Origin of the sequence: Nocardia sp. 2TAF39, assembly GCF_052114905.1 — a bacterium.
GTDB lineage: Bacteria > Actinomycetota > Actinomycetes > Mycobacteriales > Mycobacteriaceae > Nocardia.
In genome coordinates this window covers 27,648-50,300 of record NZ_JBFRFQ010000010.1, presented here as the reverse complement: position 1 = coordinate 50,300, position 22,653 = coordinate 27,648, and the positions used below count along the sequence as shown (strand labels likewise).

General features: G+C 68.2%; 20 protein-coding genes and 2 pseudogenes. 12 read left to right on the top strand and 10 right to left on the bottom strand.

Translation table 11 applies throughout. From position 1 onward, the window contains the following. Positions 1–177: 177 nt before the first annotated feature. Together AB4Z47_RS08235 and AB4Z47_RS08230 are read left to right on the top strand one after the other, a co-directional pair. On the top strand, positions 178–1,056 hold the full coding sequence (locus AB4Z47_RS08235; protein WP_441949230.1) for an oxidoreductase: 879 nt from the start codon (positions 178–180) through the stop codon (positions 1,054–1,056). A 122-nt stretch (positions 1,057–1,178) separates the two neighbouring features. Continuing rightward, complete coding sequence (locus tag AB4Z47_RS08230) at positions 1,179–1,649, top strand: carboxymuconolactone decarboxylase family protein (protein WP_441949228.1); 471 nt, start codon at positions 1,179–1,181, stop codon at positions 1,647–1,649. Positions 1,650–1,841: 192 nt separating this feature from the next. Here the strand turns inward: AB4Z47_RS08230 and AB4Z47_RS08225 are convergent. Beyond that, positions 1,842–2,054, bottom strand: a pseudogene (locus AB4Z47_RS08225) (hypothetical protein); the annotation flags it as partial. Positions 2,055–2,387: 333 nt separating this feature from the next. On the opposite strand from AB4Z47_RS08225, the gene AB4Z47_RS08220 reads away from it, so the two are divergent. Continuing rightward, positions 2,388–3,479 (top strand): 3-deoxy-7-phosphoheptulonate synthase, encoded by a 1,092-nt coding sequence (locus AB4Z47_RS08220; protein ID WP_441949227.1) that lies wholly within the window; start codon positions 2,388–2,390, stop codon positions 3,477–3,479. A 380-nt stretch (positions 3,480–3,859) separates the two neighbouring features. Here the strand turns inward: AB4Z47_RS08220 and AB4Z47_RS08215 are convergent, their stop codons facing one another. Next, on the bottom strand, positions 3,860–4,399 hold the full coding sequence (locus AB4Z47_RS08215) for a GNAT family N-acetyltransferase (RefSeq protein ID WP_441949225.1): 540 nt from the start codon (positions 4,397–4,399) through the stop codon (positions 3,860–3,862). A gap of 108 nt (positions 4,400–4,507) precedes the next feature. Here AB4Z47_RS08215 and AB4Z47_RS08210 point away from each other — a divergent pair, with 108 nt between their 5' ends. Further along, complete coding sequence (locus AB4Z47_RS08210; protein WP_441949223.1) at positions 4,508–5,422, top strand: sigma-70 family RNA polymerase sigma factor; 915 nt, start codon at positions 4,508–4,510, stop codon at positions 5,420–5,422. A gap of 380 nt (positions 5,423–5,802) precedes the next feature. Further along, a complete protein-coding gene (locus tag AB4Z47_RS08205) occupies positions 5,803–6,969 on the top strand; it encodes a pyridoxal phosphate-dependent aminotransferase (RefSeq protein WP_441949221.1) in 1,167 nt (388 codons plus the stop codon). Positions 6,970–7,041: 72 nt separating this feature from the next. Here AB4Z47_RS08205 and AB4Z47_RS08200 read toward each other — a convergent pair whose 3' ends face one another. Continuing rightward, positions 7,042–7,686 carry a LysE family translocator gene (locus AB4Z47_RS08200; protein WP_441949220.1) on the bottom strand — a complete coding sequence of 215 codons (645 nt, stop codon included), beginning with the start codon at positions 7,684–7,686 and terminating at the stop codon, positions 7,042–7,044. A 224-nt stretch (positions 7,687–7,910) separates the two neighbouring features. On the opposite strand from AB4Z47_RS08200, the gene AB4Z47_RS08195 reads away from it, so the two are divergent. The 3 genes from AB4Z47_RS08195 to AB4Z47_RS08185 all read left to right on the top strand — a co-directional run bounded on the left by AB4Z47_RS08195 (position 7,911) and on the right by AB4Z47_RS08185 (position 11,937). Continuing rightward, the gene (locus tag AB4Z47_RS08195; protein WP_441949219.1) at positions 7,911–9,569 is read left to right on the top strand and encodes a DNA repair helicase XPB; all 1,659 of its coding nucleotides are present in this window, start codon (positions 7,911–7,913) and stop codon (positions 9,567–9,569) included. Positions 9,570–9,610: 41 nt separating this feature from the next. Further along, a complete protein-coding gene (locus AB4Z47_RS08190; RefSeq protein WP_441949218.1) occupies positions 9,611–10,279 on the top strand; it encodes a DUF3239 domain-containing protein in 669 nt (222 codons plus the stop codon). 248 nt (positions 10,280–10,527) lie between these two features. Then, positions 10,528–11,937, top strand: a complete 1,410-nt coding sequence (locus tag AB4Z47_RS08185) for a M1 family metallopeptidase (RefSeq protein WP_441949217.1) — start codon at positions 10,528–10,530, stop codon at positions 11,935–11,937. A gap of 9 nt (positions 11,938–11,946) precedes the next feature. On the opposite strand, the gene AB4Z47_RS08180 is transcribed toward AB4Z47_RS08185, so the two are convergent. Then, positions 11,947–12,759: a hypothetical protein gene (locus AB4Z47_RS08180; RefSeq protein WP_441949216.1), complete on the bottom strand. Its 813-nt coding sequence runs from the start codon at positions 12,757–12,759 to the stop codon at positions 11,947–11,949. Between the two features lie 210 nt (positions 12,760–12,969). Here AB4Z47_RS08180 and AB4Z47_RS08175 point away from each other — a divergent pair, with 210 nt between their 5' ends. After that, the gene (locus AB4Z47_RS08175) at positions 12,970–13,500 is read left to right on the top strand and encodes an LppU/SCO3897 family protein (protein ID WP_441949215.1); all 531 of its coding nucleotides are present in this window, start codon (positions 12,970–12,972) and stop codon (positions 13,498–13,500) included. On the opposite strand, the gene AB4Z47_RS08170 is transcribed toward AB4Z47_RS08175, so the two are convergent. Next, positions 13,501–15,798 carry a helicase-associated domain-containing protein gene (locus AB4Z47_RS08170; RefSeq protein ID WP_441949214.1) on the bottom strand — a complete coding sequence of 766 codons (2,298 nt, stop codon included), beginning with the start codon at positions 15,796–15,798 and terminating at the stop codon, positions 13,501–13,503. Positions 15,799–16,001: 203 nt separating this feature from the next. Between AB4Z47_RS08170 and AB4Z47_RS08165 the strand changes: the two genes are divergently transcribed. Beyond that, complete coding sequence (locus tag AB4Z47_RS08165) at positions 16,002–16,190, top strand: hypothetical protein (protein ID WP_327112279.1); 189 nt, start codon at positions 16,002–16,004, stop codon at positions 16,188–16,190. A gap of 82 nt (positions 16,191–16,272) precedes the next feature. Here AB4Z47_RS08165 and AB4Z47_RS08160 read toward each other — a convergent pair whose 3' ends face one another. Then, on the bottom strand, positions 16,273–16,902 hold the full coding sequence (locus tag AB4Z47_RS08160; protein ID WP_441949213.1) for a transglycosylase family protein: 630 nt from the start codon (positions 16,900–16,902) through the stop codon (positions 16,273–16,275). 407 nt (positions 16,903–17,309) lie between these two features. Continuing rightward, positions 17,310–17,552, bottom strand: a complete 243-nt coding sequence (locus AB4Z47_RS08155) for a hypothetical protein (protein ID WP_441949211.1) — start codon at positions 17,550–17,552, stop codon at positions 17,310–17,312. Positions 17,553–17,750: 198 nt separating this feature from the next. Between AB4Z47_RS08155 and AB4Z47_RS08150 the strand changes: the two genes are divergently transcribed. After that, positions 17,751–18,170: a cold-shock protein gene (locus tag AB4Z47_RS08150; protein WP_441949393.1), complete on the top strand. Its 420-nt coding sequence runs from the start codon at positions 17,751–17,753 to the stop codon at positions 18,168–18,170. Between the two features lie 174 nt (positions 18,171–18,344). On the opposite strand, the gene AB4Z47_RS08145 is transcribed toward AB4Z47_RS08150, so the two are convergent. From AB4Z47_RS08145 to AB4Z47_RS08135, 3 genes are read right to left on the bottom strand one after another with little or no spacing between them, the layout of a single operon-like run. Next, positions 18,345–18,926, bottom strand: coding sequence for a DUF2771 domain-containing protein (locus tag AB4Z47_RS08145; RefSeq protein WP_441949209.1), 582 nt, complete (start codon positions 18,924–18,926; stop codon positions 18,345–18,347). Then, complete coding sequence (locus AB4Z47_RS08140; RefSeq protein ID WP_441949208.1) at positions 18,923–20,842, bottom strand: MFS transporter; 1,920 nt, start codon at positions 20,840–20,842, stop codon at positions 18,923–18,925. Before AB4Z47_RS08140 ends, AB4Z47_RS08145 begins: the two co-directional genes overlap by 4 nt. After that, positions 20,839–21,711 (bottom strand): glutaminyl-peptide cyclotransferase, encoded by an 873-nt coding sequence (locus AB4Z47_RS08135; protein WP_441949207.1) that lies wholly within the window; start codon positions 21,709–21,711, stop codon positions 20,839–20,841. The genes AB4Z47_RS08140 and AB4Z47_RS08135 overlap by 4 nt, the downstream gene beginning before the upstream one ends. Positions 21,712–21,758: 47 nt before the next feature. Between AB4Z47_RS08135 and AB4Z47_RS08130 the strand changes: the two are divergent. After that, positions 21,759–22,544: pseudogene (locus AB4Z47_RS08130) on the top strand (DUF3027 domain-containing protein); the annotation flags it as partial. Positions 22,545–22,653: the final 109 nt, after the last annotated feature.

Genomic DNA, 22,653 nt, shown 5'->3' with positions numbered 1-22,653 from the left:
GCAACCCTATCTCACTGTCAAAGCCTGCCGCCGAACACGAGGCCAGCACAGCGACCGCGGTACGGAACAGATCGCACGGCTGATCGGGACATCGGCCGCACCGTGATCGGACGCGACGCGATCTTGCCCGGACGCAGCGCCACGGATCCTGGGCCTACGCGGATTAGACTCGCCACTATGAGCAGGTGGGATACCTCGAATCTGTCCGACCAGGACGGGCGAACATTCATCGTCACCGGGGGAAACAGCGGTTTGGGGGCCGCGACAGTGCGTGCGCTGGCTACGGCAGGGGCCGAGGTCGTGCTCGCCTGCCGGAACGTGGCCAAGGGGGAACGGGTGGCAGCGGAACTGGGGGAGCGGGTCCGGGTGCGAAAACTGGATCTGGCGGATCTGGCCTCGGTGCGCGAGTTCGCCGAGGGCGCCGACCCGACCGATGTGCTGATCAACAATGCCGGCGTGATGGCCCTGCCCGAGTCACGCACCGCCGATGGTTTCGAAATGCAGATCGGCACGAACCATCTCGGCCACTTCGCGCTGACCGGTCTGCTGCTGGACAAGATCTCCGACCGGATCGTCACGGTCTCCAGCGGCGCGCACCAGATGGGGAGGATCGACCTGGACGATCTCAACTGGGAGCGGCGCAGATACCAGCGCTGGGCCGCCTACGCGCAGGCCAAGCTGGCCAACCTCATGTTCGCCCGCGAGTTGCAGCGCAGGCTGACCGCCGCGGGTGCGACAAAGCTCTCGGTCGCCGCGCACCCTGGCTACGCCGCGACCGAACTGCAGTCGCACACCGAGTCGTTCCAGGACAAGGTGATGTGGCTGGGCAATCGTCTGCTCGCGCAGAGCGCCGCGATGGGCGCGCTGCCGACGCTGTACGCCGCGACCACTGACATCCAGCCGGGCGGCTACTACGGCCCGACCGGGCTGGGCGGCATGCGCGGATACCCTGGCCCGTCCGGTTCCTCGAAGGAGTCCAGGGACGAAAAGGTCGCGGGCGAGCTGTGGGAACTGTCCGAGAAGCTGACCGGCGTCATCTACGACTTCACGAAGTAACCGGTCGGCCAGAATCTCGTCCGGTCGGCGCAGTGATCCAGTTCACAAACCGGGATGTCACACTTCGCAGCACCACGCCGTCCTCTTTGTGAACCCAACGGGAACGACAAAGGACGGAAATCATGGAATCCCGCATCAACCTCTACGCCAACCCCGTCGCCGGCAGCTTCGTCAAGCGACTCACCATGGCCTCCAAGGTGATCACAGACTCCACCCTGCCCGCCGCCACCTACGAGCTCGTGAAGATCCGCGCCAGCCAGATCAACGGCTGCGGCTACTGCACCGACATGCACACCAAGGACGCCGCGCACGCGGGCGAGACCTCCGTGCGACTCAATCTGATCGCCGCCTGGCACGAAGCAACCATCTTCACCGAGGCTGAGCGGGCCGCGCTGGCGCTCACCGAAGAGGCCACCCGGATCGGCGACGGCCGCGCCGTCAGCGACGAGGTATGGCAGGAAGTGCGCAAGCACTACGACGAGGACCAGATCGCCGCGCTCATCGCCGCCATCGCGATGATCAACGCCTGGAACCGGATGAATGTCATCGCGCGTACCCCGGCGGGAGACTACGTGCCCGGCCAGTGGGGTTGAGCCTGTTTGCAGCGCCTGCGGCGCTGCGTGTTCGCGGCCCCTTTATGGCTCGCGCCCGAGCGGCCGCCGCTGGCGACTTCGTCGCGGACGCGTCGGCCGCTCGGACGCGAGCCGGGCCGCGAACGGGGAATGCTCGGTCTCGCTGCGCTCGGAAGTGGGAGTTGGGCCGATGGGGTTGTGTTGAAGGTGTGGGCCTGCCGCGGCCACGGTGTGGCCAATATTCGACTTGATCGAGCCGATCCGCAGGGGTTGTCCCGCACGACCCTCCCCATAGGCGGCGATCAGCGCCTGGGCTTCGATCGGATCGCCCAAGGTGGTCCCGGTGCCGTGCGCCTCCGCCGCATCGACATCCGACGGCTCGAGCCCGGCATCGGCCAGTGCCGCCTCGATCACCCGCTTCCGCGCCTGCGGACCGCGTTTGTTCGGCCGCAAACGGGGTTGAGGTTCCCACCTCGACGAGGCTAGTAGTGCGCGGTGGCGGTTCGTCTCCGACTATGTAAATCGGTGGGCGGTGTTCGGCAGGTGTGTGATCCGGCACCATGCGTTCACCGCCTGGTTCTGGTTTGGTACCGTGCTCGGCGTGCAGTGCGTGTATTTCTGGTTTAGCAAGCCGGCCCTGGGTGGGTTGGTCTGCGGCAACCACATGCGCTGACGACATTCCACCCCGAGCCGGACGATGGACCGGCTCGACGGGTTTCACGTCCGTGGGTCGGCCCCGAGAATAAGGAACCCACGACTATGACAACCGCAGCCGATGTCGACGCGCGGCATTCCGATCTGGATGATCAACGCACCCTGAGTATCAGCCCGCTGCGCTCGCCCGCGGAGGTGCGTCGCGTGCACCCGATCACGGATGCGCTCGCGGACACCGTCCGCGCGGGACGCAAGGCTACCGTCGACGTGCTGAACGGTGACGACGACCGCCTCATGGTGATCGTCGGCCCCTGCTCTGTGCACGACCCCGCCGCTGCGCTGGACTACGCGCGCCGTCTGGCGGCGCTCGCCGCCGAGTTCGATGACCGGTTGCACGTGGTGATGCGGGTCTACTTCGAGAAGCCGCGTACTACGCTGGGCTGGAAAGGCCTGATCAACGACCCGCATCTGGACGGCTCCTTCGACGTCAACACCGGCCTCGGCTTCGGCCGCAAGCTGCTGGTCGACATCACCGCGCTCGGGCTTCCGGTGGCCTGTGAGTTCCTGGATCCGATCACCCCGCAGTACATCGCGGATCTGGTGTCCTACGGCGCGATCGGCGCCCGTACCGCGGCAAGCCAGGTGCACCGCCAGCTCAGCAGCGCGCTGTCGATGCCGGTCGGCATCAAGAACGGCACCGACGGCGACGTCCAGGTGGCGGTGGACGGCGTGCGCGCCGCGGCGGCCAGGCATGTGTTCCCCGGCACCGACCTCGACGGTCGCTCCGCGCTGATCCGCACCGCCGGCAACCCGGACTGCCACGTGATCCTGCGCGGCGGCAGCAGCGGCCCGAACTACGACGCTGCTTCGGTCGCCGAAGCGTGTGTCCGGCTGGACAAGTCGGCGCTGCCACAGCGGGTGGTCGTCGACGCCAGCCACGGCAACAGCAACAAGGACCACAACAAGCAGGTCGACGTGGTCACCGATATCGCGGAGCGGCTGGCGGCGGGCAAGCCCGGCGTGGTCGGCGTGATGCTGGAGAGCTTCCTGGTAGCGGGTCGACAGGATCTCACGCTCGGCCACGCCGACGAGCTGACCTACGGCCAGTCCATCACCGACGCATGTCTGGACTGGGACACCACCGCCCGTCAGCTGGAGCGGCTGGCCGACGCGGTGCGGCGGCGGCGCGAGAACTGACCCCGGCCGACGGACGGCCCGATACGCCTCACACCGTCGGGGTGAGAGTCATACAACCGCCGTTCGCTGGCCGGCTTACCTCCGAGTGGGCGAAGCGCGCATGCGACCCAGTCGTCGAGTCTCGCCCACTCGGACACAGGCCCTGAGAGGCCGTGAACTCGCGGCGCTGCAAACCAAACACGTGCTCGCCTCCTACCGCAACCACATCCGCCCGCCCCCAGTTCCGAGCGAAGCGAGACCGAGCATTACCTGTTCGCAGGCCCGGCTCGCGTCCGAGCGGCCGACGCGTCCGCGACGAAGTCGCCAGCGTCGGCCGCTCGGACGCGAACCATAAGGGGGCCGCGAACCCGCCGCGCCCGCGCGGCCRAAAACACAGCAAATCAAACACGGTCGGTGGACAGCCGGGCGGCGAGCCAGTGGTCGCGGCGTACGCCGCGCTGCACGCTGCCCAGTCGTGCCGTGCCCTCGTACCGGAATCCGGCCCGCCGCACGACCGCGGCCGAGGCGTAGTTGCCGACGAAGGCGCGCCAGCTGATCCGTTGCAGGGCCAAACCATCGGCGCGGAACCCGAAGTCGCACACCAGATTCACCGCTTGGGTCATCAGGCCGCGGGACCGCTGCGCCGGGCTGAGCCAGAAACCGATCTCGGCCGCGCTCTCGTCCTGTTCGCCGAGGCCGACCATGCCGACGACCGGCCCGTCGGCGTGGAGCCGCACAGCCCAGGTCGGGCTGCGGGCCGCCCACCCCGGGCCGACGATGTCCTCCAGAAAGGTTTCGGCGTGCTCGCGTTGGTAGGGCACCGGGATGGTCACCCATTCCCCGATGGACGGTTCCTGGCAGCACTCGGTGATCGTGTCGATGTCGTTTGCCGTCGGCACCGACAACCAGACCGTTCCGTTCGACAGCACGTGATGGTCCATCGCGTCATGCTGTCACGGATCGGTCGGCGGGTTCATCCGGTTTGTTTGTCACTCGACCGGTGATACCGCGTGGGAACGTTCCTTCGCCGGACCGTAGACTGCGCGGTGATGGTTGCCGCGCTGCTTTCCGACCTGTTCGAATCACATCGGGCGCATTTGCTCTCGGTCGCCTATCGACTGACGGGCAGCGTCAGCGACGCCGAAGATGCCGTGCAGGAGAGCTGGCTGCGGCTGGCCGGTGCGCGTCAGTCCGAGATCGAGGATCTGCGGGCCTGGCTGACCACCGTGGTGAGCCGCATCTGCCTGGACCGTTTGCGCAGCGCGGCCGCCCGCAGAGAAAACTATGTGGGGCAGTGGCTGCCGGAACCTGTGGTCACCGCGCGCACGCCGTCGAGTGCACCAGACCCGCTGGAGGCCGTGGTCCGCAAGCAGGAGTACCGGTTCGCGGCGCTGGTCGTGCTGGACAGTCTCACGCCGCCGCAGCGGGTGGCCTTCGTGCTGCACGATGGGCTTTCGGTGCCGTTCGACGAGATCTCCGACATTCTCGGTATCTCAGCCGACGCCGCACGGCAGCTCGCGGTGCGTGCCCGCAAGGCAGTGGCGCACACGCCCGCGCCGGTACCGGACGTCGAGCACGAGGCCGCGGTGCAACGCTTCCTCGCCGCACTGAGCGCCGGTGACGTGAACGCGGTTGCCGCCGCGCTGCACCCGGAATCGGTGATGATCGGCGACGCCAACGGCACGACCGCCACCGCAGTGAACATCCTGCACGGCTCGGATCGGATCGCCCGCTTCTTCCTGGGGCTGGTACGCAAGTACGGGCTGAACGAGGGTCCGTCGCCGGTCTACGAATTCGCCTCGGTCAACGGGCAGCTCGGCCTCGTCGTCACCGGGCGTCCCGCCGAGGATGGTCGGGCCGGTTATCCCACCCGGATCATGGGTTTCACCGTGCGGGATGGATTGGTCTGGGGTACTTATGATCTCGCGAATCCCGCCAAGCTGGGTGGAGTTCGGCTCGGTTGAGCCCCGTCGGCCGCCCCACGGAGCGACGGCTACAGCATGGACGAACCAGGGAACCGGTTCCCGGCGGACGAACCCGCCCGTGGGGTACACGGTCGAGCCGAGACCCAGTCCGGTGGCGAGGAACCCGGTCGCAGCCCGCGACGAGTTCGCGCCGCACCTGCCGGAGGAACCCCCGGTGACATCCGAGGTGGCCGGATTGCAACCAGGTGGGGTGGGAGGCCGTCACACGCCACGTTCGGGAGACCACTCAGCGGCGTGGTGGGATTGGCTCTCGCTGGGGGAACATGCAAACTTGCAGGTAGAGGTCATGATTTAGATGTGAAATATAGATAGTCGCTATCTGATGGCAACAATATCGGCCGCTGGGATAATCTCCGAACATGCCCTCGCAATCCCCGACCGTTGCCCGCTTGCGGCCCTTCGCCTCCACGATCTTCGCCGAAATGACCGAGCTCGCCATTCGCCACGACGCGATCAATCTGGGCCAGGGATTTCCCGATACCGATGGTCCCGCGGGCATGCTCGAAGTGGCCCGCCGTGCCATCGCCGACGGACTGAACCAGTACCCGCCCGGGCGCGGCATGTCGGTCCTGCGCAAGGCCATCGCCGACGACCGGGCCCGTCGCTACGGGACCGAGTACGACCCCGACTCCCAGGTGCTGGTGACCGTCGGTGCGACAGAGGCGATCAGCGCCGCGGTGCTCGGGCTGGTCGAGCCCGGCCAGGAGGTCGTCCTGATCGAGCCGTATTACGACTCCTATGCGGCCGCGGTCGCCCTCGCCGGTGCGCGACGGCGCACGGCCAGGCTGATCGCCGATGGTGACCGGTTCGTGCTCGACTTGGACAGCTTGCGCGCCGCGATCACCCCGGCGACCCGCATGCTCGTCGTCAACTCGCCGCACAACCCGACCGGCACGGTGCTCGGGCGCGCCGATCTGCAGGCGATCGCCGACATCGCTTGCGAGCACGACATTCTGGTGCTCACCGACGAGGTATACGAACACCTGGTCTACGACGGCGCCGAGCACATCAGCCTGGCCACACTGCCCGGTATGGCCGAGCGGACGATCGTAGCGTCCAGTGCGGCGAAGACTTTCAGCGTCACCGGATGGAAGACCGGGTGGGCATGCGGTCCCGCCGATCTGATCGACGGCGTGCTGGCGGCGAAACAATTCCTGACCTTCGTTGCGGGCGGCCCCTTTCAGCCGGCCGTCGCGCACGCGATCAATCATGAGCTGGGTTGGGTCGATGGTCTGCGGGATACCTTGTCCGAGAAGCGGATTCGCCTTTCGGCCGCACTCGCTGACACCGGGCTGGACGTGAAGGCCAGCGCGGGGGGCTATTTCGTATGCGCCGACATCACCCCACTCGGAGCCCTCGACGGTCTGGCGTTCTGTCGGGAGCTGCCGAAGCGGCTCGGTGTCGCGGCCGTCCCCGTCATCGCGTTCGCCGACGATACCGGCGCGTGGAACCACCTGGTGCGTTTCACCTTCTGCAAGCGCGACGAGACGCTGGACGAGGGGGTGCGCCGTCTCCGGCACGGCTGACTCGTGTGACGAATGACACAAGTCTTCGTAAGACGCCCGAGAGGCCTCTCCGCCGTGTGCCGCCCGTCGGGGTCAGGCGGGGGTAGGCCGCGCGCGGCCGGTGGCGAGGAGCACGGCGATGGCGCCGAGCATGGTGCCCATGAGGTAGCGCTGGGCACGCAGCCAGAGCGGGCGGCCGGTGAGGAAGGTGGCCAGGCCGCCCGCACCGAGAACGATCAGGCCGTTCACGGTGAGCGCCACCGCGATCTGCACCGCGCCAAGGCACAGGCTTTGCAGCCACACCCTGCCGTGCTCCGGGGTGACGAACTGCGGGATCAGCGCCATGTACATGATCGCGATCTTCGGGTTCAGCAGATTGGTGATCAACCCCATACCGAACAATCGCCGCACCGGGTCGGCGGGCAGCACCGCGGGCGCGAACACCGCAACGCCGCCGGGTCGCACTGCCTGCCATGCAAGCCACCCCAGATAAGCGGCACCCGCCAGCTTCACGCCCAGGTAGAGCCCGGGCACCACCGCGAACACCGCCGTGATTCCCGCGGTCGCCGCCGCGAGATACACCCCGAATCCGGCCGCCACCCCACCCAATGACACCAACCCCGCCCGCCGACCCTGCGACACCGTCCGCGACACCAGATACATCATGTTCGGCCCCGGCGTGAGCACCATCCCCAATGCCGCCCCCGCAACCCCCACCAGCGCCGCCATCTCGATCATCCACCGATCTTCACCCACCCGATCCCGCGGTGTCGCGGTCCAGTTGGCGGTTGCTGGCCACGGTCCTGGTGAGCGGTCTGCGCAGGCTACGGGAAGAGACCGGGACCTTCCGGCGTTGGATACGGACGCTGCCGAGTCCGCTCACGGCGGAGAATGGCCGGTTACCTGCGGTGTTGTCGGTCGGGTCGGGGAGAATGGGCGGCGAGCCGAGATGAGGAGGGGCTGTGACCGACGGTCCACTGATTGTGCAGAGTGACAAGACGCTGCTGCTGGAGGTCGACCACGAGTTGGCCGATGCGGCGCGGCAGGCCATCGCGCCGTTCGCCGAGTTGGAGCGGGCGCCGGAGCACGTGCATACCTACCGAGTGACGCCGCTGGCGCTGTGGAACGCGCGGGCGGCGGGACACGACGCCGAGCAGGTGGTGGACGCGCTGGTCAGTTTCTCCAGGTACGCGGTGCCGCAGCCGTTGCTTGTCGATGTTGTGGACACGATGGCCCGATACGGCAGGTTGCAGCTGGTCAAGCATCCCGCGCACGGCCTGACGCTGGTCAGCCTGGATCGCGCGGTGCTGGAGGAGGTGCTCCGGCACAAGAAGATCGCGCCGATGCTCGGTACGCGCATCGATGACGACACGGTGGTGGTGCACCCGTCCGAGCGCGGTCGGATCAAGCAGATGTTGCTGAAGATCGGCTGGCCCGCCGAGGACCTCGCGGGCTACGTCGACGGCGAGGCGCATGAGATCGAACTCGACTACACCGACGACAAGTGGCACCTGCGCGACTACCAGGAGATGGCCGCCGACTCGTTCTGGGCGGGCGGCTCCGGCGTGGTGGTGCTGCCCTGCGGCGCGGGCAAGACGATGGTCGGCGCGGCGGCCATGGCGAAGGCGAAGGCGACCACGCTGATCCTGGTCACCAACACGGTCGCGGGCAGACAGTGGCGGCGCGAACTGCTCGCGCGCACCTCGTTGACCGAGGACGAGATCGGCGAGTACTCCGGCGAACGCAAGGAGATCCGCCCGGTCACCATCGCCACCTATCAGGTGATCACCCGCCGCACCAAGGGCGAGTACAGGCACCTGGAGCTCTTCGACAGCCGTGACTGGGGCCTGGTCATCTATGACGAGGTGCATCTGCTGCCCGCCCCGGTCTTCCGGATGACCGCGGACCTGCAGTCCCGCCGCCGGCTCGGCCTGACCGCGACCCTGGTGCGCGAGGACGGCCGCGAAGGCGACGTGTTCTCGCTGATCGGCCCGAAGCGATACGACGCGCCGTGGAAGGACATCGAGGCCCAGGGCTGGATCGCCCCCGCCGAGTGCATCGAGGTCAGGGTCACGCTGACCGACGCCGAGCGAATGGCGTACGCGACCGCCGAACCAGAGGAGCGTTACAAGCTCTGCTCCACCGCGCACACGAAAATCGCTGTGGTGGAATCGATCCTGGCTCAGCACCGGGACGCGCCGAGTCTGGTCATCGGCGCCTACCTGGAGCAGCTGGAGGAGCTGGGCGCCGAGCTCAACGCTCCGGTGATCCAGGGTTCGACGAAAACCAAAGACCGCGAGGAACTCTTCGACGCATTCCGGCGTGGCGAGATTCCGGTGCTCGTGGTGAGCAAGGTCGCGAACTTCTCCATCGATTTGCCGGAAGCGTCGGTGGCCGTGCAGGTCTCAGGCACCTTCGGCTCGCGTCAGGAGGAGGCGCAGCGGCTCGGCCGGTTGCTGCGCCCGAAGCAGGACGGCGGCCAGGCTCATTTCTACTCGGTGGTCGCGCGCGACACCCTCGACGCCGAATACGCCGCGCACCGTCAGCGTTTTCTTGCCGAACAGGGGTATGCCTACCGCATCACGGATGCCGACGACTTGCTCGGTCCCGCGCTCGGATAAGTGGAGGCAATTCCTCCGCAAGCTGTGCTAGGAATAAGGACGTGCGACGCTTCGAATTCGCGGTGGACCGCGGACATGCCCACGCGGTCAACGAAGTATTCGCCGACCTGCGTCGACTGCGCATCATGGCGATCGGCGCCGCGATCATCGCGGCGACCGGAACGGCCTACCTGATCTGGCTGGACCATCCTTGGGCGTATCTGCTCGCGGTCGCCTTCACGCTCGGCGCGGTGACCGCGTTGTGGGTGGCGCTGTGGACGCCAAGGCATTCCAGCATCGACAAGCTCTACGCCGACGGCGAGCTCGTTCCCGCGGTGATCTCGGAGTCCCGCCCCTCCGGGGTGGTGCTGCTCGCCTTGGTCGATGTGTCCAAGCCGGAGGAGAACGGTCCGCGCTACGCCCTGGTGACCAGGAAAATCCGCGCATTACCCGGCCACGAGGCCAAGGCGGGAGAACGGGTGCCCTCGGTGGCCGTGCGCACCGACTGGGCGCCGCGGCAGGTCGGCGAGCGCTGGCAGTCGGTGAGCGCCATGCCTATCGCCTGGGGCACCAAGGACGGCACGGTCATCGACCGCGCCCGAGCCGCCATCAGCGAGGTCGAGTGGCGGCTACTCACCGACAACCTCGCGCTGGCCGAGAAGGTGCGCCGCACCACGACCAAACGACTGCTGCTCGATCCGCACCAGCTGCCCGGCGAACTCGGCTCCTGAATTCGGCTGCGAGCTCCCGATTTCGGGTTGCGCGTGCACATAGACTCGGAAGATGGGTTCCGGCGTCCGATCTGCCGGCAGGTTTCGCGCGGTCGCCCCGCAGGCTGGAAGCGGTCGGCGGCGCGGGCGGTGCTGATCCTCGGTGTCGGCGCGTCGGTGGCGCTCACCGGTAGTGGCGACTGAAGCGGCTACCATCCAGCAAGGTCGGTGCGTTGGTACCGAAAGGGGCGGAGAGGGGTGGTCGTCGAATGAGGTTGTCCGGCCGGATGTGCGCCGCGGTCGCAGGCGTGGCCGTCGCGGCGCTGTCGGTGCCCGCGAGCGCCGATCCTCCCGCCGACCCACTGGTCGGCGCCCCCGGGATCGGCGACCCGTACTACCCGCTGGACGGAAACGGCGGCTACGACGTCGGCCACTACGACGTCAGCATCGACTACGACCCGCCGAGCCACCAGCTCACCGGGACCACCCGGATCGAGGCGGTCGCCACCCAGGCCCTGCACATGTTCAACCTCGACTTCGCGGGACCGGACGTGCGCATGGTGTCGGTGAACCATCTGCCCGCCGCGTTCGTCCGTGACGGTGCACACGAACTGACCGTGACCCCGCTGCTCCCGCTGCTGCCCGGCCTGCCATTCACCGTCACCGTCGACTACGCGGGCCCCGCGGTGAACACCGAGGGCGCGGGCTGGACCTTCGCCCCGAGCGGAGGCGCTTTCGTCGCGGGTGAACCCCACTCGGCGACAACCTGGTACCCGCTCAACGACACCCCGCTGGACAAGGCCACCTTCGCGCTGCATACCACCGTCCCCGCGGAGTGGGAGGTGGTGTCCAACGGTGTGCGGACCGATGACATCGTGCGTGGCGACAAGCGGACCGTCGGGTGGGCAACGACCAAACCGGTGCTCGGCTATCTGACCACGGTCGCGATCGACAAGTTCGGCTACCTCGAACAACGTCGGGCCGATGGCACACCGCTGGTCAGCGCGTTCGCGTCGGACGCGGAAGGCAAGCGGGAGACCGAGCAGCGCCTGCCGGAGATCCTCGACTTCGCCGAAACCCTGTACGGTCCGTACCCGTTCGAGGCGGCGGGCGGCATCTACCTGGACGCCGACATCCAGTTCTCTTTGGAGACCCAGACCCGCCCGATCTACGCGCCGTGGACCGATCTGCAAACCGTGGTGCACGAGATCACGCACCAGTGGTGGGGCGATGCGGTGTCGGTGCGCCACTGGTCGGACATCTGCCTCAACGAGTGCTTCGCCAGCTACACCGCCGACTACCTGTGGCCGGAGCGGATGGAGGGCAAGAACGTCGACGACGACTACCGCGAGACCGTCCAGAAGTATCGCGACAAACCCAGGTTCTGGGACATAACGCTGGAAAACCCCGGCGCGGGAAAAGAATTCACCTCCGTCTACTACCGCGGCCCGCTGTTCCTGCACGCCCTGCGCAAGCAGATCGGCGACGAGGTGTTCTTCGCAGCCGTCCGTGACTTCCTCGCGGTGCACGCGTACGGCAACGCATCGATGCCGGAGTTCCGTGCATTCGTACAGTCCAGGGCGGGGACGGCGGACTTGACAGGCTTTTTCGACGCGTGGTTGAACCGCACCGAACCGCCCCCAGAGGAATACCTCTTCCCGGGAACCCTCCGTAGCTGAGCGCGCGGGCTATTCGCCGTCGAGGCGCTGACGAGACCGTTCCGCCTGGCGTTCGGCCCGATCCAGGTGGCGCTGGGCACTGTGCAGCTGCTCCTTCGCCGACCGCACGGCCGTCCGGGTGAACTGCCGCTGCTCTTCGACGTGTGTCAGTTCGTCTTTCAACGCGGCGATCCGGGATTCGACGCCGGACAGCCGCTTGTTCGCCTCATCGAACTCGGATTGCGCCGAATCCCTTGCCGCGCGGGCTGATTCGAGCGCCTCCTCCAGCTCCTCGCGCGCGGTGTCGTCGCCCTCCGGCTTCGGCGCCGCCCGCTTGGTGGACGCGGGCACGGCGACCAGATTCGGTCCACTCGGCCCGAAGCCTTCGTAGGTTGCCGACGTGGCGAGCGTTCCGGCGCGCACTCGCTCTGCCACCTCCGGCTCGGCCAGCGCCGCCGTCAAGGTCTGCCCGACCTCGCGCACCACGCTCACGCCGACCGGGTGGCCGTGCTCGGCGGCCAGTGCGCCCGCCTTCTCGGCCAGCGCGTTGACCAGTTGCTGCCGCTGCATGGTCAGGTTGCGCAGCTGGTCGGCGGACAGTTCTCGTTGCGCCGCGGCCAGTGCCGCGCCGAGTCGCAGCAGCGCGTCCACGTCGTCGGGCGCCTCGCGAGCCAGCAGGTTCGCCGTCCACGCGGACACGGTGGGTTTGCGCAGCTTGCCGATGGCGGTGGCGAGCTTCTTGTCGCCCGCTCGCTTGGCCGCTTCCACCCGGGCGGTGCGCGCCGGGACGAACTCCGCGGGTGCCACCCCGTACAGCTCGCTTGCGAAGTCCTCAACCGTCATACCGACCAAGCGTAACGACCGGTCACGCGGAGCCACAGACAGAACTCAGGGATCGGACGATGGTCCATCGCACGGGCTCTACGGCCTGCACATGTAGCAAACAGGCGGCGCTCGGAGTCACTCGCCGAGCTGATGCGGTCGCCGTGATCCTGCGGGTATCCTCACCGCGTTCACGAGTCCGTGAACGTGTTCGGTGAGAGAGGTTTTCAGGTGAAGTTTCCAGGAGCGAGGCTGCTGGCACGGATTGTGCTCGCCCTCGTCGCGGTGGCCGCGGTGGTGGTCACGGTAGCCGGCTGTTCGTTGATCGAGGACTCGAGCAAGTCGGACACGGCCAAGGCGAAGGTCGGCGACTGCATCAACGTCATCGACGGTTCGGCTGTCGATTCCAAGACCGAGCCGGTCGACTGCTCATCGGACAAGGCTGTGTACAAGGTCGCGCAGTCCTTCGACAAGAAGACCGAGTGCGCCGCCGACTACACCTCCTACGAGGAGACGCTCAGCGGTAGTACCACCGCGTTCCTGTGCCTCGCGCCGAATTTCAAGGAAGGCAGCTGCTACAGCGAGAGCAGCGCGTCCGGATACAAGCACGTGGAGTGCGGTTCGTCAGAGGCGACCTTCCGCGTGCTGAAGCGGATCGACGGCAAGGCCGACGAACTGTTGTGTGGTGAGGACGCCGACGGCTTCCGCCTCATCGAGACGGATCCCAAGGTCACGTTCTGCACGGGCAAGCCGAAGGCCTGATCACTCCAGCAGGGCAACCGACGCGATCCGGTGCAGCGTGAAGTGCCGGACCGCGCCGGTCACCGGGTCCAGTGCGTCCAGCTGCCCGTTGCCCACTTTCAACGGTTCCACCACCCGCTGCGTGGCGACCCCCTGGGCGTCCACGTAGCCGATGTTCACCGACCGCCGCACCCGCGCCGCCAGCTGAAGCAGGGCGAGGGTCGCGGCGGTATTGGTGCGGGTGCCGTCCGGGCGCACCGCTTGGCCGGCGCGGGCGCTGGCGGCGCGTTCGCCGGCGCGCAGTTCCGTGACGAGCAACTCCAGCTGTTCGGCGCTGGGCGGCGTCGGCCGATATGGCTGCCTGGCGCCCGGCCGTGCCGAGATCCGGGCGCCGCGGGGGCGAAGGTCGACGATCGCGCCCGTCGAATCCTCACCCGCGGGCGCGAAACCGGCGGTTCGCAACTGTTCCAGCAGTTCGCCGAGCGGCGCATGGGCGATGGCGACGGTCGGGGCGATGGTGCGTAGCGCCAGCGCGCTCGCCACGGGCGCGGACAGCACCTGGGCGAGTAGCGCGGGGTCGTCGCTCCGGATGAAGGATTGGGCCATGCCCGCCCGCAGCTGACCGTGCCGCCTGGCCACGTCGTCGATCAGATAGGTCAGCGCCTGCGGGATCGGCGTCCTGGAATGCTTCGCGAACAAGCTGTGCAGTTCGGCCGCGGTCAGTCCGACATCGAGGGCGCGGCGTACCGAGGACTCGCTGAGCCGGTACACCGTTGCCGCACCAGCGGATTCGACATCGGCGACGAGGGCGATCCGATGCTGCAGGTCCGTGGTCAGCGGGCCCGGCGCGATTACCGTCAGATCCGCCTGGACCAGCACGTGGTCCACCGGCTCCGGCAACGCCGCCTCCATCTCGGCCTCGGCGTCGGCCGCACTGGTCGCCGCGCCGTGCAGCAGCGCCCGCGCCGGTGAGCCGAGCGCGCCGCGGCCGACGAAGCCGAGCGCGGCCGCCTCGGCCAGCGTCTGCTCGACAACTTCCGGCCGGAAGTGCCTGCGTCGGCGCGGCTGCCGCCAGGCAAGCACCCGGCCGATGTCGGCCGGGTCGAGCGCGGTGCCCGACGAGCACTCTGTGAGCAAGCCGAGGATCGCGCGCCGGTCGCGCGGTGCGTGCGGGGTGCGCAGCTCCAGCGATAGGGCCGCCAATGGTTTGTCATTGGCGTCGCGCATGCCGATCATCCACGGCATCCGGTCCAAGTCGAGCCAGGCAAGCGCGAGCGCGGCCCAGCGCCGTGCGGACGGCGCCGCCAGCCAGGCGTCGGCACCCGGGGTGGGCGCCCAGAAGTCGTCGGTCGAATCGAATTCCGGCGGTGGCTCCGGCAAACCCTTTTCGAGGAGTTTCGCCGCCGCCAGCAGTTCGACCAGCAGAGCGACCCTCGGCTCCTCGACGCCGATCTGCTTGGCGATACGGCGCAGCTCCCGTACGCCGAGACCGCCTGCCCGCAGGGCAGGGGCGGGGGCTTGGCCGAGCACGTCGAGCACGTCGGTGCAGTGTCGCAGTAGCTCGCCTACCTCACCCGCCGCGACCGCGTTCACCTCGGCGGGCGTGTACTTGGTCGAGCGCGGCTCCGGCGGAGTCAGTGCATGCGGGTTGGTGACCGGTTCGCGGCGCAGCACCTGGCCGACCGTAACGGGAAGCTCGACAGTCTCGTCGTCGATCCAGTGCAGCAGCCTGCGCGCCAGCAGACGCTGGATCGGGCGGTCGGACGGGGTGCCCGGCGCAGCGTCCTTGGTGCGTCCGCGCGGGCCCGTCGCGGCCAGCTTGTCCAGCAGGGCGCGTTCGGCGGGGGCCAGCTCGGTGAGGGCGGCGACCACCTCGGGTTCGGTGAGGGCGTCGGGAAGTTCGGTCGCGCTGCCGATCGGCCACGGCAGCGCCTCGGACGCCGCCGGGATCAGGTGCAGCTCGTCGTCGTCGGTCCAGACGAGGGCGCGAGCGGTCAGGTGTTCCAGCGCGTCGTCGATCGCAGTCGACGGCGCTCGTCCGCTCAGCTGCACTTGCAGCTCGTCGCGGCGCAGCGGCGTGTGGTCCTGGTCGGTGTGCGTCACGCCATGGACCGCGAGGATTTCCAGGATGGCGAATTCGAGCGTGTCCAGGTCCTCGGTGGCGCGCAGCACCGACGCGCGCTGTTCGGCGCGGGCGGCGAGCACCGCCATCGAGGAAGGCAGCGGCACAGCCAGGTCGGGCCGGAGTTGCAGCAGCATCACTAGCTGGGCATCACTGCGGGCACCGAGCCATCCGGCAAGGGAGTCGGTCGCGGTCATCTCGTCCACCCTACGACGCTACGGGCCGGGTGATCCGATCCGTCACGCCACAGTTGATTTCGCACGCACATGGGTAACTCACCGCGGACGCCCAAAACCCCAGCGGCACCCAACGTAGGACCTGAACGCGAACCCTGCCTCACCCGACCAGTACGGCCTTGATTGCGGAGAGGCGGGAGAGCGAGGCAGGTTAGCATGGGGCCGTGGTGAACAAATCGAAGAAACCCTATGTCGACAACGGCTGGCCGAAGGTCGACGACGGCGACCACGCGGTCACCGAGCTCTCGTCGGCCCGCTCCGGTGGTCTCTCGCCGTACGGCGAGGACACCGAATTCCCGGTACCCGCCGATCAGCTGCCCTACATGCACCCGAACACGGTGATCAATCGCTGACCGCGCGTAGGGTGATTCCTCGGAAAAGAAGAAGGGCCCCGCATCCTCGTTGATGCGGGGCCCTTCTTCGTTGGTGTAACGATCAGGAAGGGATCAGACCCTTGTTCGCCTCGTAGAAGTTCACGATCGCAGGGTCGAGCATGACTCCGCTCGCCTTGGCGGCGTTGACGAAGTCGAGGGCCTCCTTGGGCACCTGCACGCCCTGGCCCTTGACGACCTCGAGGGCACGGTCGACGGCTGAGAAGACCTGCTGGGAGTTGACCTCCGGCGCAGCCTGAGCGGCTTGTGGCGCGGGGTTCCAGCGCGGGGTCTCGGTGGTGGCGGGAGCACTGCGCTGGGTGGGTGCGCTGCTCAGGCCCAGCGAGGACGAGCAGGACGGCCAAGCGCCCCAGCCCTGCGAGGCGAGCACCTTTTCGGCGACGGCGATCTGCTGTTCGCGGCTGGCCTGGTTGGCGGTGGCGGCGTACTCCTGGCCACCGTGAGCACGCCAGGTGCCCGGCGAGAACTGCAGCCCGCCCTGGAAACCGTTGCCGGTGTTGATGCCCCAGTTGCCGCCGGCCTCGCACTGAGCGAGTCGATCCCAGTCGGAGTCGGGTGCCGCGCTGGCGTTGCCTGCGAGTGCCACACCGGCGGTGCCGATCATGGCCCCGGTGACGGCAACCTTGGCTACCGTGCGGCCGGTCGAGCTTGGCTTGCGATGGCGTCCACTCATATCGGGTTCGTCTTCCTCTCGACGCACCTGCGAGGCTTCGGCTCCGGGTTCGGACTGAGAGGTCGTCCGTTCCGCCCTCGCCCCTACATATCCGTCGGGGTCCGGTACCCGCGGGGCGAGGTTCGGTGCGGCGGGCCGGTTGTAGCCGGTTGTCCCGGCTGGATAAGACCGTACGTCGATCGCCGCGAAAAATCACCATTTGGTAACCGGCGTGTACGGGCGGGTCTCGGCACGATATCGATCGGGGTAGCACGGCTTCTGTGCAGCTAGGAAGCCCGCCGTCACGCCGATGAGGCTCTGTCACCGCTTTGTGACCTTCTCGTAATGTGACGAGGATCACATTACGGCGTGGGTAACGATCGCCCGGGGTAACCGGTTCGCGAGCCAGCGGAGGAAAGGTCTCCGGTTCAGCGTGATCGCCGACCGGAACGCAGCGCGAACACGAGCGCGACCACGAACCCCAGGGGCGCGAGCAGGGCCCCGAAGTAGAGCCACAGACCTGGCTCACCGTCGGTGAGCACCGGCGTCAGAAAGATGGCGATGATTGCCAGTAATCCCAGCGCGAACAGGCAGAGCGCGAGTCGGAGCAGCCAATCCCCGGACCTGCGCGGCACGCCACCGGAGGGGGTCGGAGCGGAGGGGTTCGTCACCGCTCGACCGTAAAACTGGTGTGCTTGCGTTATTCGCACCGGGGTAGACTCGAAACAACCGCGTCCCGCAATCCTGCTGGGCGCGTTCTTTTCGCACAGAGAAAGGACCGGTCGCGGCGCCGCCGCGGGACAGGTCCGCTAGACGGATGCGCTCGGGCCGGTGGGGCCCGAGCTTTCGACAATGAACGGGTGAGCGCAGTGCCGACCGGCAGGGTTAAGTGGTACGACGTCGAAAAGGGCTTCGGCTTCCTTTCCCAGGACGAGGGTGAGGACGTCTATGTCCGTTCGTCCGCGCTGCCGCAGGGCGTCGAGGGCCTCAAGCCCGGGCAGCGGGTCGAGTTCGGCATGGCCGCCGGCCGCCGCGGCCCCCAGGCGCTGAGCCTGAAACTGCTAGAGGCGCCGCCCTCGGTCCGGCAGGGTCAGGAACGCAACGCGCGCAAGGAATCCGCCGCCCGCAGGCACACTCCTGACGAGCTGCACGGGATGGTCGAGGACATGATCACCCTGCTCGAGGCGAAGGTGCAGCCCGATCTGCGCAAGGGTAAGTATCCGGATCGCAAGACCGCGCAACGCATCTCGGAGGTCGTCCGGGCGGTCGCACGCGAACTCGATCACTGAGTTTTCGCCGGATGCACGCCCTCCCGGCCCCGTCGGGTGCGAGTCTTACGAGCGCCGTTCGCGGCCCGGCTCGTGTCCGAGTGGGCGAAGCGCATGCGACGCAGTTGCGCGTCGCGCCCGCTCGGACGCGGGCCATAAGGGGCCGCGAACACGCAGTGCCGCAGGCGCGGTCGATCAGACGGTGCTGATCGACCAAGCGGCGTGCGGGACGTAGAACTCCTTGCCGGTTTCGTCGCGGGCGAGGATCGGGAGCTGGAGTTCGACGCCGATCAGGCGTAGGTCGGGCTCCGGCTTGGAATCGATGGTGAGGGCAAGGGCGCCATCCGGGTAGTCGTTGCGGCTGATCACCCGATCCACCTTCTCGCCGGTGGGCAGGACGTAGACGAGCTGAGCGAGCCATGGTGCGTCGGCGATCTTCTTCGGCAGCGACAGCTGTAACGGGTAACCGGCGGGGACCTCCAGTTCGACCGTCCGGCCACGGTGGCAATCCGGGGTTTGCTGGTCGCAGGGCAGGGTGGCGAACACCGTGCCCTCCGCATTGCCCTCGGGCAGGATGCGGCAGTCCTGCATGGTCACGGTGCAATAGCTGAACGGCCGGACGGTGACCGTCTTGCCATGCGCGTAGGCGGTGATCATGACGTCGGGTTCGGTGGCATTGCGAACCAGCACCACCAGAACGCCGACGAAGGCGACGGTGAGCACGAGCAGGGCGGCCGCGACCAGCGCGACGATTGTGCGTGCGTTGAGCTTGCTCACCAGATGGGGTCTCCTTGCCCTCGTTGGATCCGTGTGGTGTCGCCGCCGCGGCGCGGCCCGCTCGGGCCCTGCTCGCGGTATGTGCTCGTGGAGTGACCCACCGGCCGAGCCGTCGGGACCTCCTGCTCCGCGTGCTGCGGACGGTTACCGCCGAGGCCGGGCAGCAGCGAGTGCCCCCGGAAGCTGACGAAGGTCTGCACGAGGCCGATCACGAGTATCGCGGTGACAACCGCGAACCCCTTCCAATAGTCGGTCGGCAGCAGCACGCCCGCCGCGCCGCCGATCACCCAGCTGAGCTGCAAAACCGTCTCGGAGCGGCCGAAGCCGGACGCGATCGACTCCGGCGGAAGGTCGTCCTGAATCGCGGCGTCCAGTGACACCTTGGCCAACGCGCTCGTTCCGGCCGCGACCAAGGTGGCCAGCGCCGCACCGAGCAGGTTGTTCGCGAACGTCGCGAACAGCGCGACCAATGCGCAGGCCGCGGTGCAACCGAGCACGATCAGCGACGGTTTGCCGAGCTTGAGCCGTGCACCGGTCGCGTTACCGGTGAAGTTGCCGACGGCCGCTGCCGCACCGACCACGCCGAGCATGGCGGCCTGCTGCACCGGCCGATGCTCGGTCGCCTTGGCGACGAATGCGACGTAGAAGGTGAGGAAGCCGGTCAGCACGCGGATGGCGCTGTTGCCCCATAGGCCGGTCACCACCGAGCGGCCCAGCGGCTGCCTGCGTTTGGTCGGCGGCACCGCCGACTCCTTGGCGGAGGCCAGCACCTGGGTGCGCGCGTCCGGGCCGTGATAGCTCAGCGTCGCCGGGACCTCGCCCTCGGTGACCTCGACCCAGGACGGGATACGCAGGCTCAGATAGGTTCCCGCGCAGGCGATCAGCATCGCAAAGACCAGCGCCCCGTTGGAACCGGCGATGCTCGCGGCGAGCGCGGCCACCGCCCCCGCGCCGATGGTGCCGCCGACCAGACCGAACACGGTCAGCCGAGAGTTGGTGCGGACCAGATCGATATCGGGCGGCAGGACGCGCGGCGTCACCGCGCTCTTCAACACCGAGAACGATTTGCTGCCGATCATCATGCACAGTGCGAGCGGATACAGCCCCCAGGTGTCGAACTCGAGGATCAGCACGACCGCTACGACCGCACGCAGGGCGAACGATGTCGCGAGCGCCAGTCGTCGGCCACGCTGCAGGCGGTCGAGCATCGGGCCGATCAGCGGAGCGATCACCGCGAACGGTGCGATCGTGATCAGCAGGTACAGCGCGACTTTCGTCTTGCTCTCAGCGGTGGCGCTGGCGAAGAACAGGGTGTTGGCCAGGGCAACCGCGATGGCCGCGTCGAGGGCGAAGTTCGCCATGGTCGCGTAGGTGAGCGCGGTGAGGCCCGACTCGTCCGCGCCGTCCGCCTTGGCCGCACGCTGGAAGGTCGCGATCCCCTTCTCGGTCAGCTGCCTGCCGCGCATGGCGGCGACCCGGGTAACTGTCAGCTTGCGAGGGGAGCGCTGGGTGCCGGGCGGAGTCGGGGTTTCCCGCGGTTCCGGCTCGCTCGACCGCTGACCAGCGGGTTCGGTGGAGTCCGGTTCGGCGTGCTGCGCGCGTTTCGGGCGGCTCGGAAACACGCGGCGCGGTGTCGGACCGTGCTCGTCGCGTCGCCCGCTCAGCAGGCGCCGGGTCTCCGGGTACTCGGAGCCGGGCGGTGTTTCGTGTCGCCGGGTCTCCGCGTCCAGCCGCCGGTCGTCGTACGCACGCGCGGTGTTTCCCGAGTCCGGTCCGAGCGGTGGCAGCGGCCCGCGGCGGCGCGGTGTGTTGGGTGGCGGATACCGGTCGAAGCCGGGATGCCGTTCGATCGGCGGGTGCTCCTCGCCTTCCCACCGATCACGGTCGGGACCGGAAGGTTCGCGGGGAGTAGTCACGCCGTCAATTCTGTCGTACTTCCGTACTGGGCGTTCACCCGCGCTCCGTGGATGTCGATGAAAGGTGAGACCGTCCTCGCTGCCGCCGGTTGCGCTCGAGCCGGAGTGAAGCGGACTTCGAACATGGTCGGCCAATTCTTGCCCGTGACGAGGAACCGGTCGGTGCCGGGCAGCTGGGCGATGCCGTTGAGCGCGTCGGCATTCACCCGCGCGTTCGCAGGGAGCAGACCGGCGGCGTCGATGGTCGCGAGCACGCGGCCGGACTCCGGGTCGATGCGCACGATAGTGTCGGTGGGCCAGTCGTTGGCGTAGACCGAACCGTCCGCCGCGCACTCGAGTTCGTTGAGGCGGGCGTTGTGATGGCTGGTCAGCCGGACCGAGCCGGTCGGTGCGAAGGTGACCGGATCACGGAAGGTCAGCCGGTCGGTGCCGTCGCTCATCACCAATCGCCCGGTCCTGGCGCACAAACCCCAGCCTTCGCCGTCGTAGGAGGCCCTGCCGCGCTCGGTCAGGGTGCCGGGGTCTCTCGCGATGGCGACGTGGTCCTGCCAGGTGAGCTGCCACAGCGTGCCCGCGGCCAGGGCGACGCCCTCGCCGAAGTAGGGGGCGGGCAGCTGCGCCCTGGCCAGTTCATTGCCAGCCGGGAGGTGGGACGCGCGTACGCTCGACGCGCCCGGCAGGCCGGTGCCTTCGTAGAGGATGTCGCCATCGATTTCCAGTCCCTGGGTGAACGCCTCCGGGTCGTGCGGCCTGGTGCCCACCACCTCGATATTCATCCTGGGTGTCGTGTCCCCGGCGTCGCCGCATCCGCTCACAATGAGCAAGCCGACCAGGGCACCGATAGCCAACGAACGCCTGTCGCGCTCCATACGGCAAAATGTAGACCGTGAGCGCAGTTTCTGTTTCGGAGTCCGGCGTGCGGCCGATCCTGGCTGATGCCGTCGACCTGGCCCGCCGTGCGCTCCTGGAGTTGGAACCAGCAGCGGTCGGCACGCATCTCGGCGTGACCGCCGAGGACGAGAACGCGGCGACCCACCGGTTCGAGGCCACCTTGCCTGGTTATCGCGGGTGGCAGTGGGCGGTTGTGGTGGCGGCCCCGCCGGAGGCGGACTACGCGACGGTCAGCGAGTCGGCGTTGTTGCCAGGGCCCGATGCCCTGGTCGCGCCCGACTTCGTGCCGTGGGAGCAGCGGATCAGGCCCGGTGACCTCGCGCCAGGAGATCTGCTGGCCCCGCCCGCCGACGATCCGCGCTTGGTGCCCGGCTATGTCGCTACCGGAGACCCGGTGGTTGACGAGGTCGGCTACGAGGTCGGCCTCGGCCGTACCAAGGTGATGAGCCGGGAAGGTCGCGCAGAGGCCGCCGAGCGCTGGTACGCCGAACATGGACCCGATTCCGAGATGGCCAAGTCCGCACCATCCACTTGCGGACTCTGTGGTTTCTACCTGCCATTGGCCGGGGCGCTGCGCGCCGCGTTCGGCGTCTGCGGCAACGCCATGGGCGCCGACGGTCGCGTCGTGCACGTCGCCTATGGCTGCGGTGCCCATTCCGACACGGTGCTCCCCACCGGTGGCGGCTCCCCGCTCTACGAGGCGTACGACGACTCCGCCTTCGAGATGGTCTCGATCGAGTCGGAGCGGGTCCAGCCGGAGCCTGGCGCCGCCGAGGAGAATTCTTCCACCGCGCCTTCGACAGCTGCCGCGTCGACGTCCGCGGGCGAAGGTCCCGAGCATGCCGCCGCCGACGCGGGGGATGGCGATGCGTCCTCCGTCGATGCCGGCGAGATGGACGCGGCAGGACCGGATAGTGCCG

Excerpts from the sequence above, each read along its gene's own strand:
- AB4Z47_RS08235 (WP_441949230.1), top strand. The coding sequence starts at position 178 with ATGAGCAGGTGGGATACCTCGAATCTGTCCGACCAGGACGGGCGAACA.
- AB4Z47_RS08230 (WP_441949228.1), top strand. The coding sequence starts at position 1,179 with ATGGAATCCCGCATCAACCTCTACGCCAACCCCGTCGCCGGCAGCTTC.
- AB4Z47_RS08220 (WP_441949227.1), top strand. The coding sequence starts at position 2,388 with ATGACAACCGCAGCCGATGTCGACGCGCGGCATTCCGATCTGGATGAT.
- AB4Z47_RS08215 (WP_441949225.1), bottom strand. The coding sequence starts at position 4,399 with ATGGACCATCACGTGCTGTCGAACGGAACGGTCTGGTTGTCGGTGCCG.
- AB4Z47_RS08210 (WP_441949223.1), top strand. The coding sequence starts at position 4,508 with ATGGTTGCCGCGCTGCTTTCCGACCTGTTCGAATCACATCGGGCGCAT.
- AB4Z47_RS08205 (WP_441949221.1), top strand. The coding sequence starts at position 5,803 with ATGCCCTCGCAATCCCCGACCGTTGCCCGCTTGCGGCCCTTCGCCTCC.
- AB4Z47_RS08200 (WP_441949220.1), bottom strand. The coding sequence starts at position 7,686 with ATGATCGAGATGGCGGCGCTGGTGGGGGTTGCGGGGGCGGCATTGGGG.
- AB4Z47_RS08185 (WP_441949217.1), top strand. The coding sequence starts at position 10,528 with ATGAGGTTGTCCGGCCGGATGTGCGCCGCGGTCGCAGGCGTGGCCGTC.
- AB4Z47_RS08180 (WP_441949216.1), bottom strand. The coding sequence starts at position 12,759 with ATGACGGTTGAGGACTTCGCAAGCGAGCTGTACGGGGTGGCACCCGCG.
- AB4Z47_RS08170 (WP_441949214.1), bottom strand. The coding sequence starts at position 15,798 with ATGACCGCGACCGACTCCCTTGCCGGATGGCTCGGTGCCCGCAGTGAT.
- AB4Z47_RS08160 (WP_441949213.1), bottom strand. The coding sequence starts at position 16,902 with ATGAGTGGACGCCATCGCAAGCCAAGCTCGACCGGCCGCACGGTAGCC.
- AB4Z47_RS08135 (WP_441949207.1), bottom strand. The coding sequence starts at position 21,711 with ATGGAGCGCGACAGGCGTTCGTTGGCTATCGGTGCCCTGGTCGGCTTG.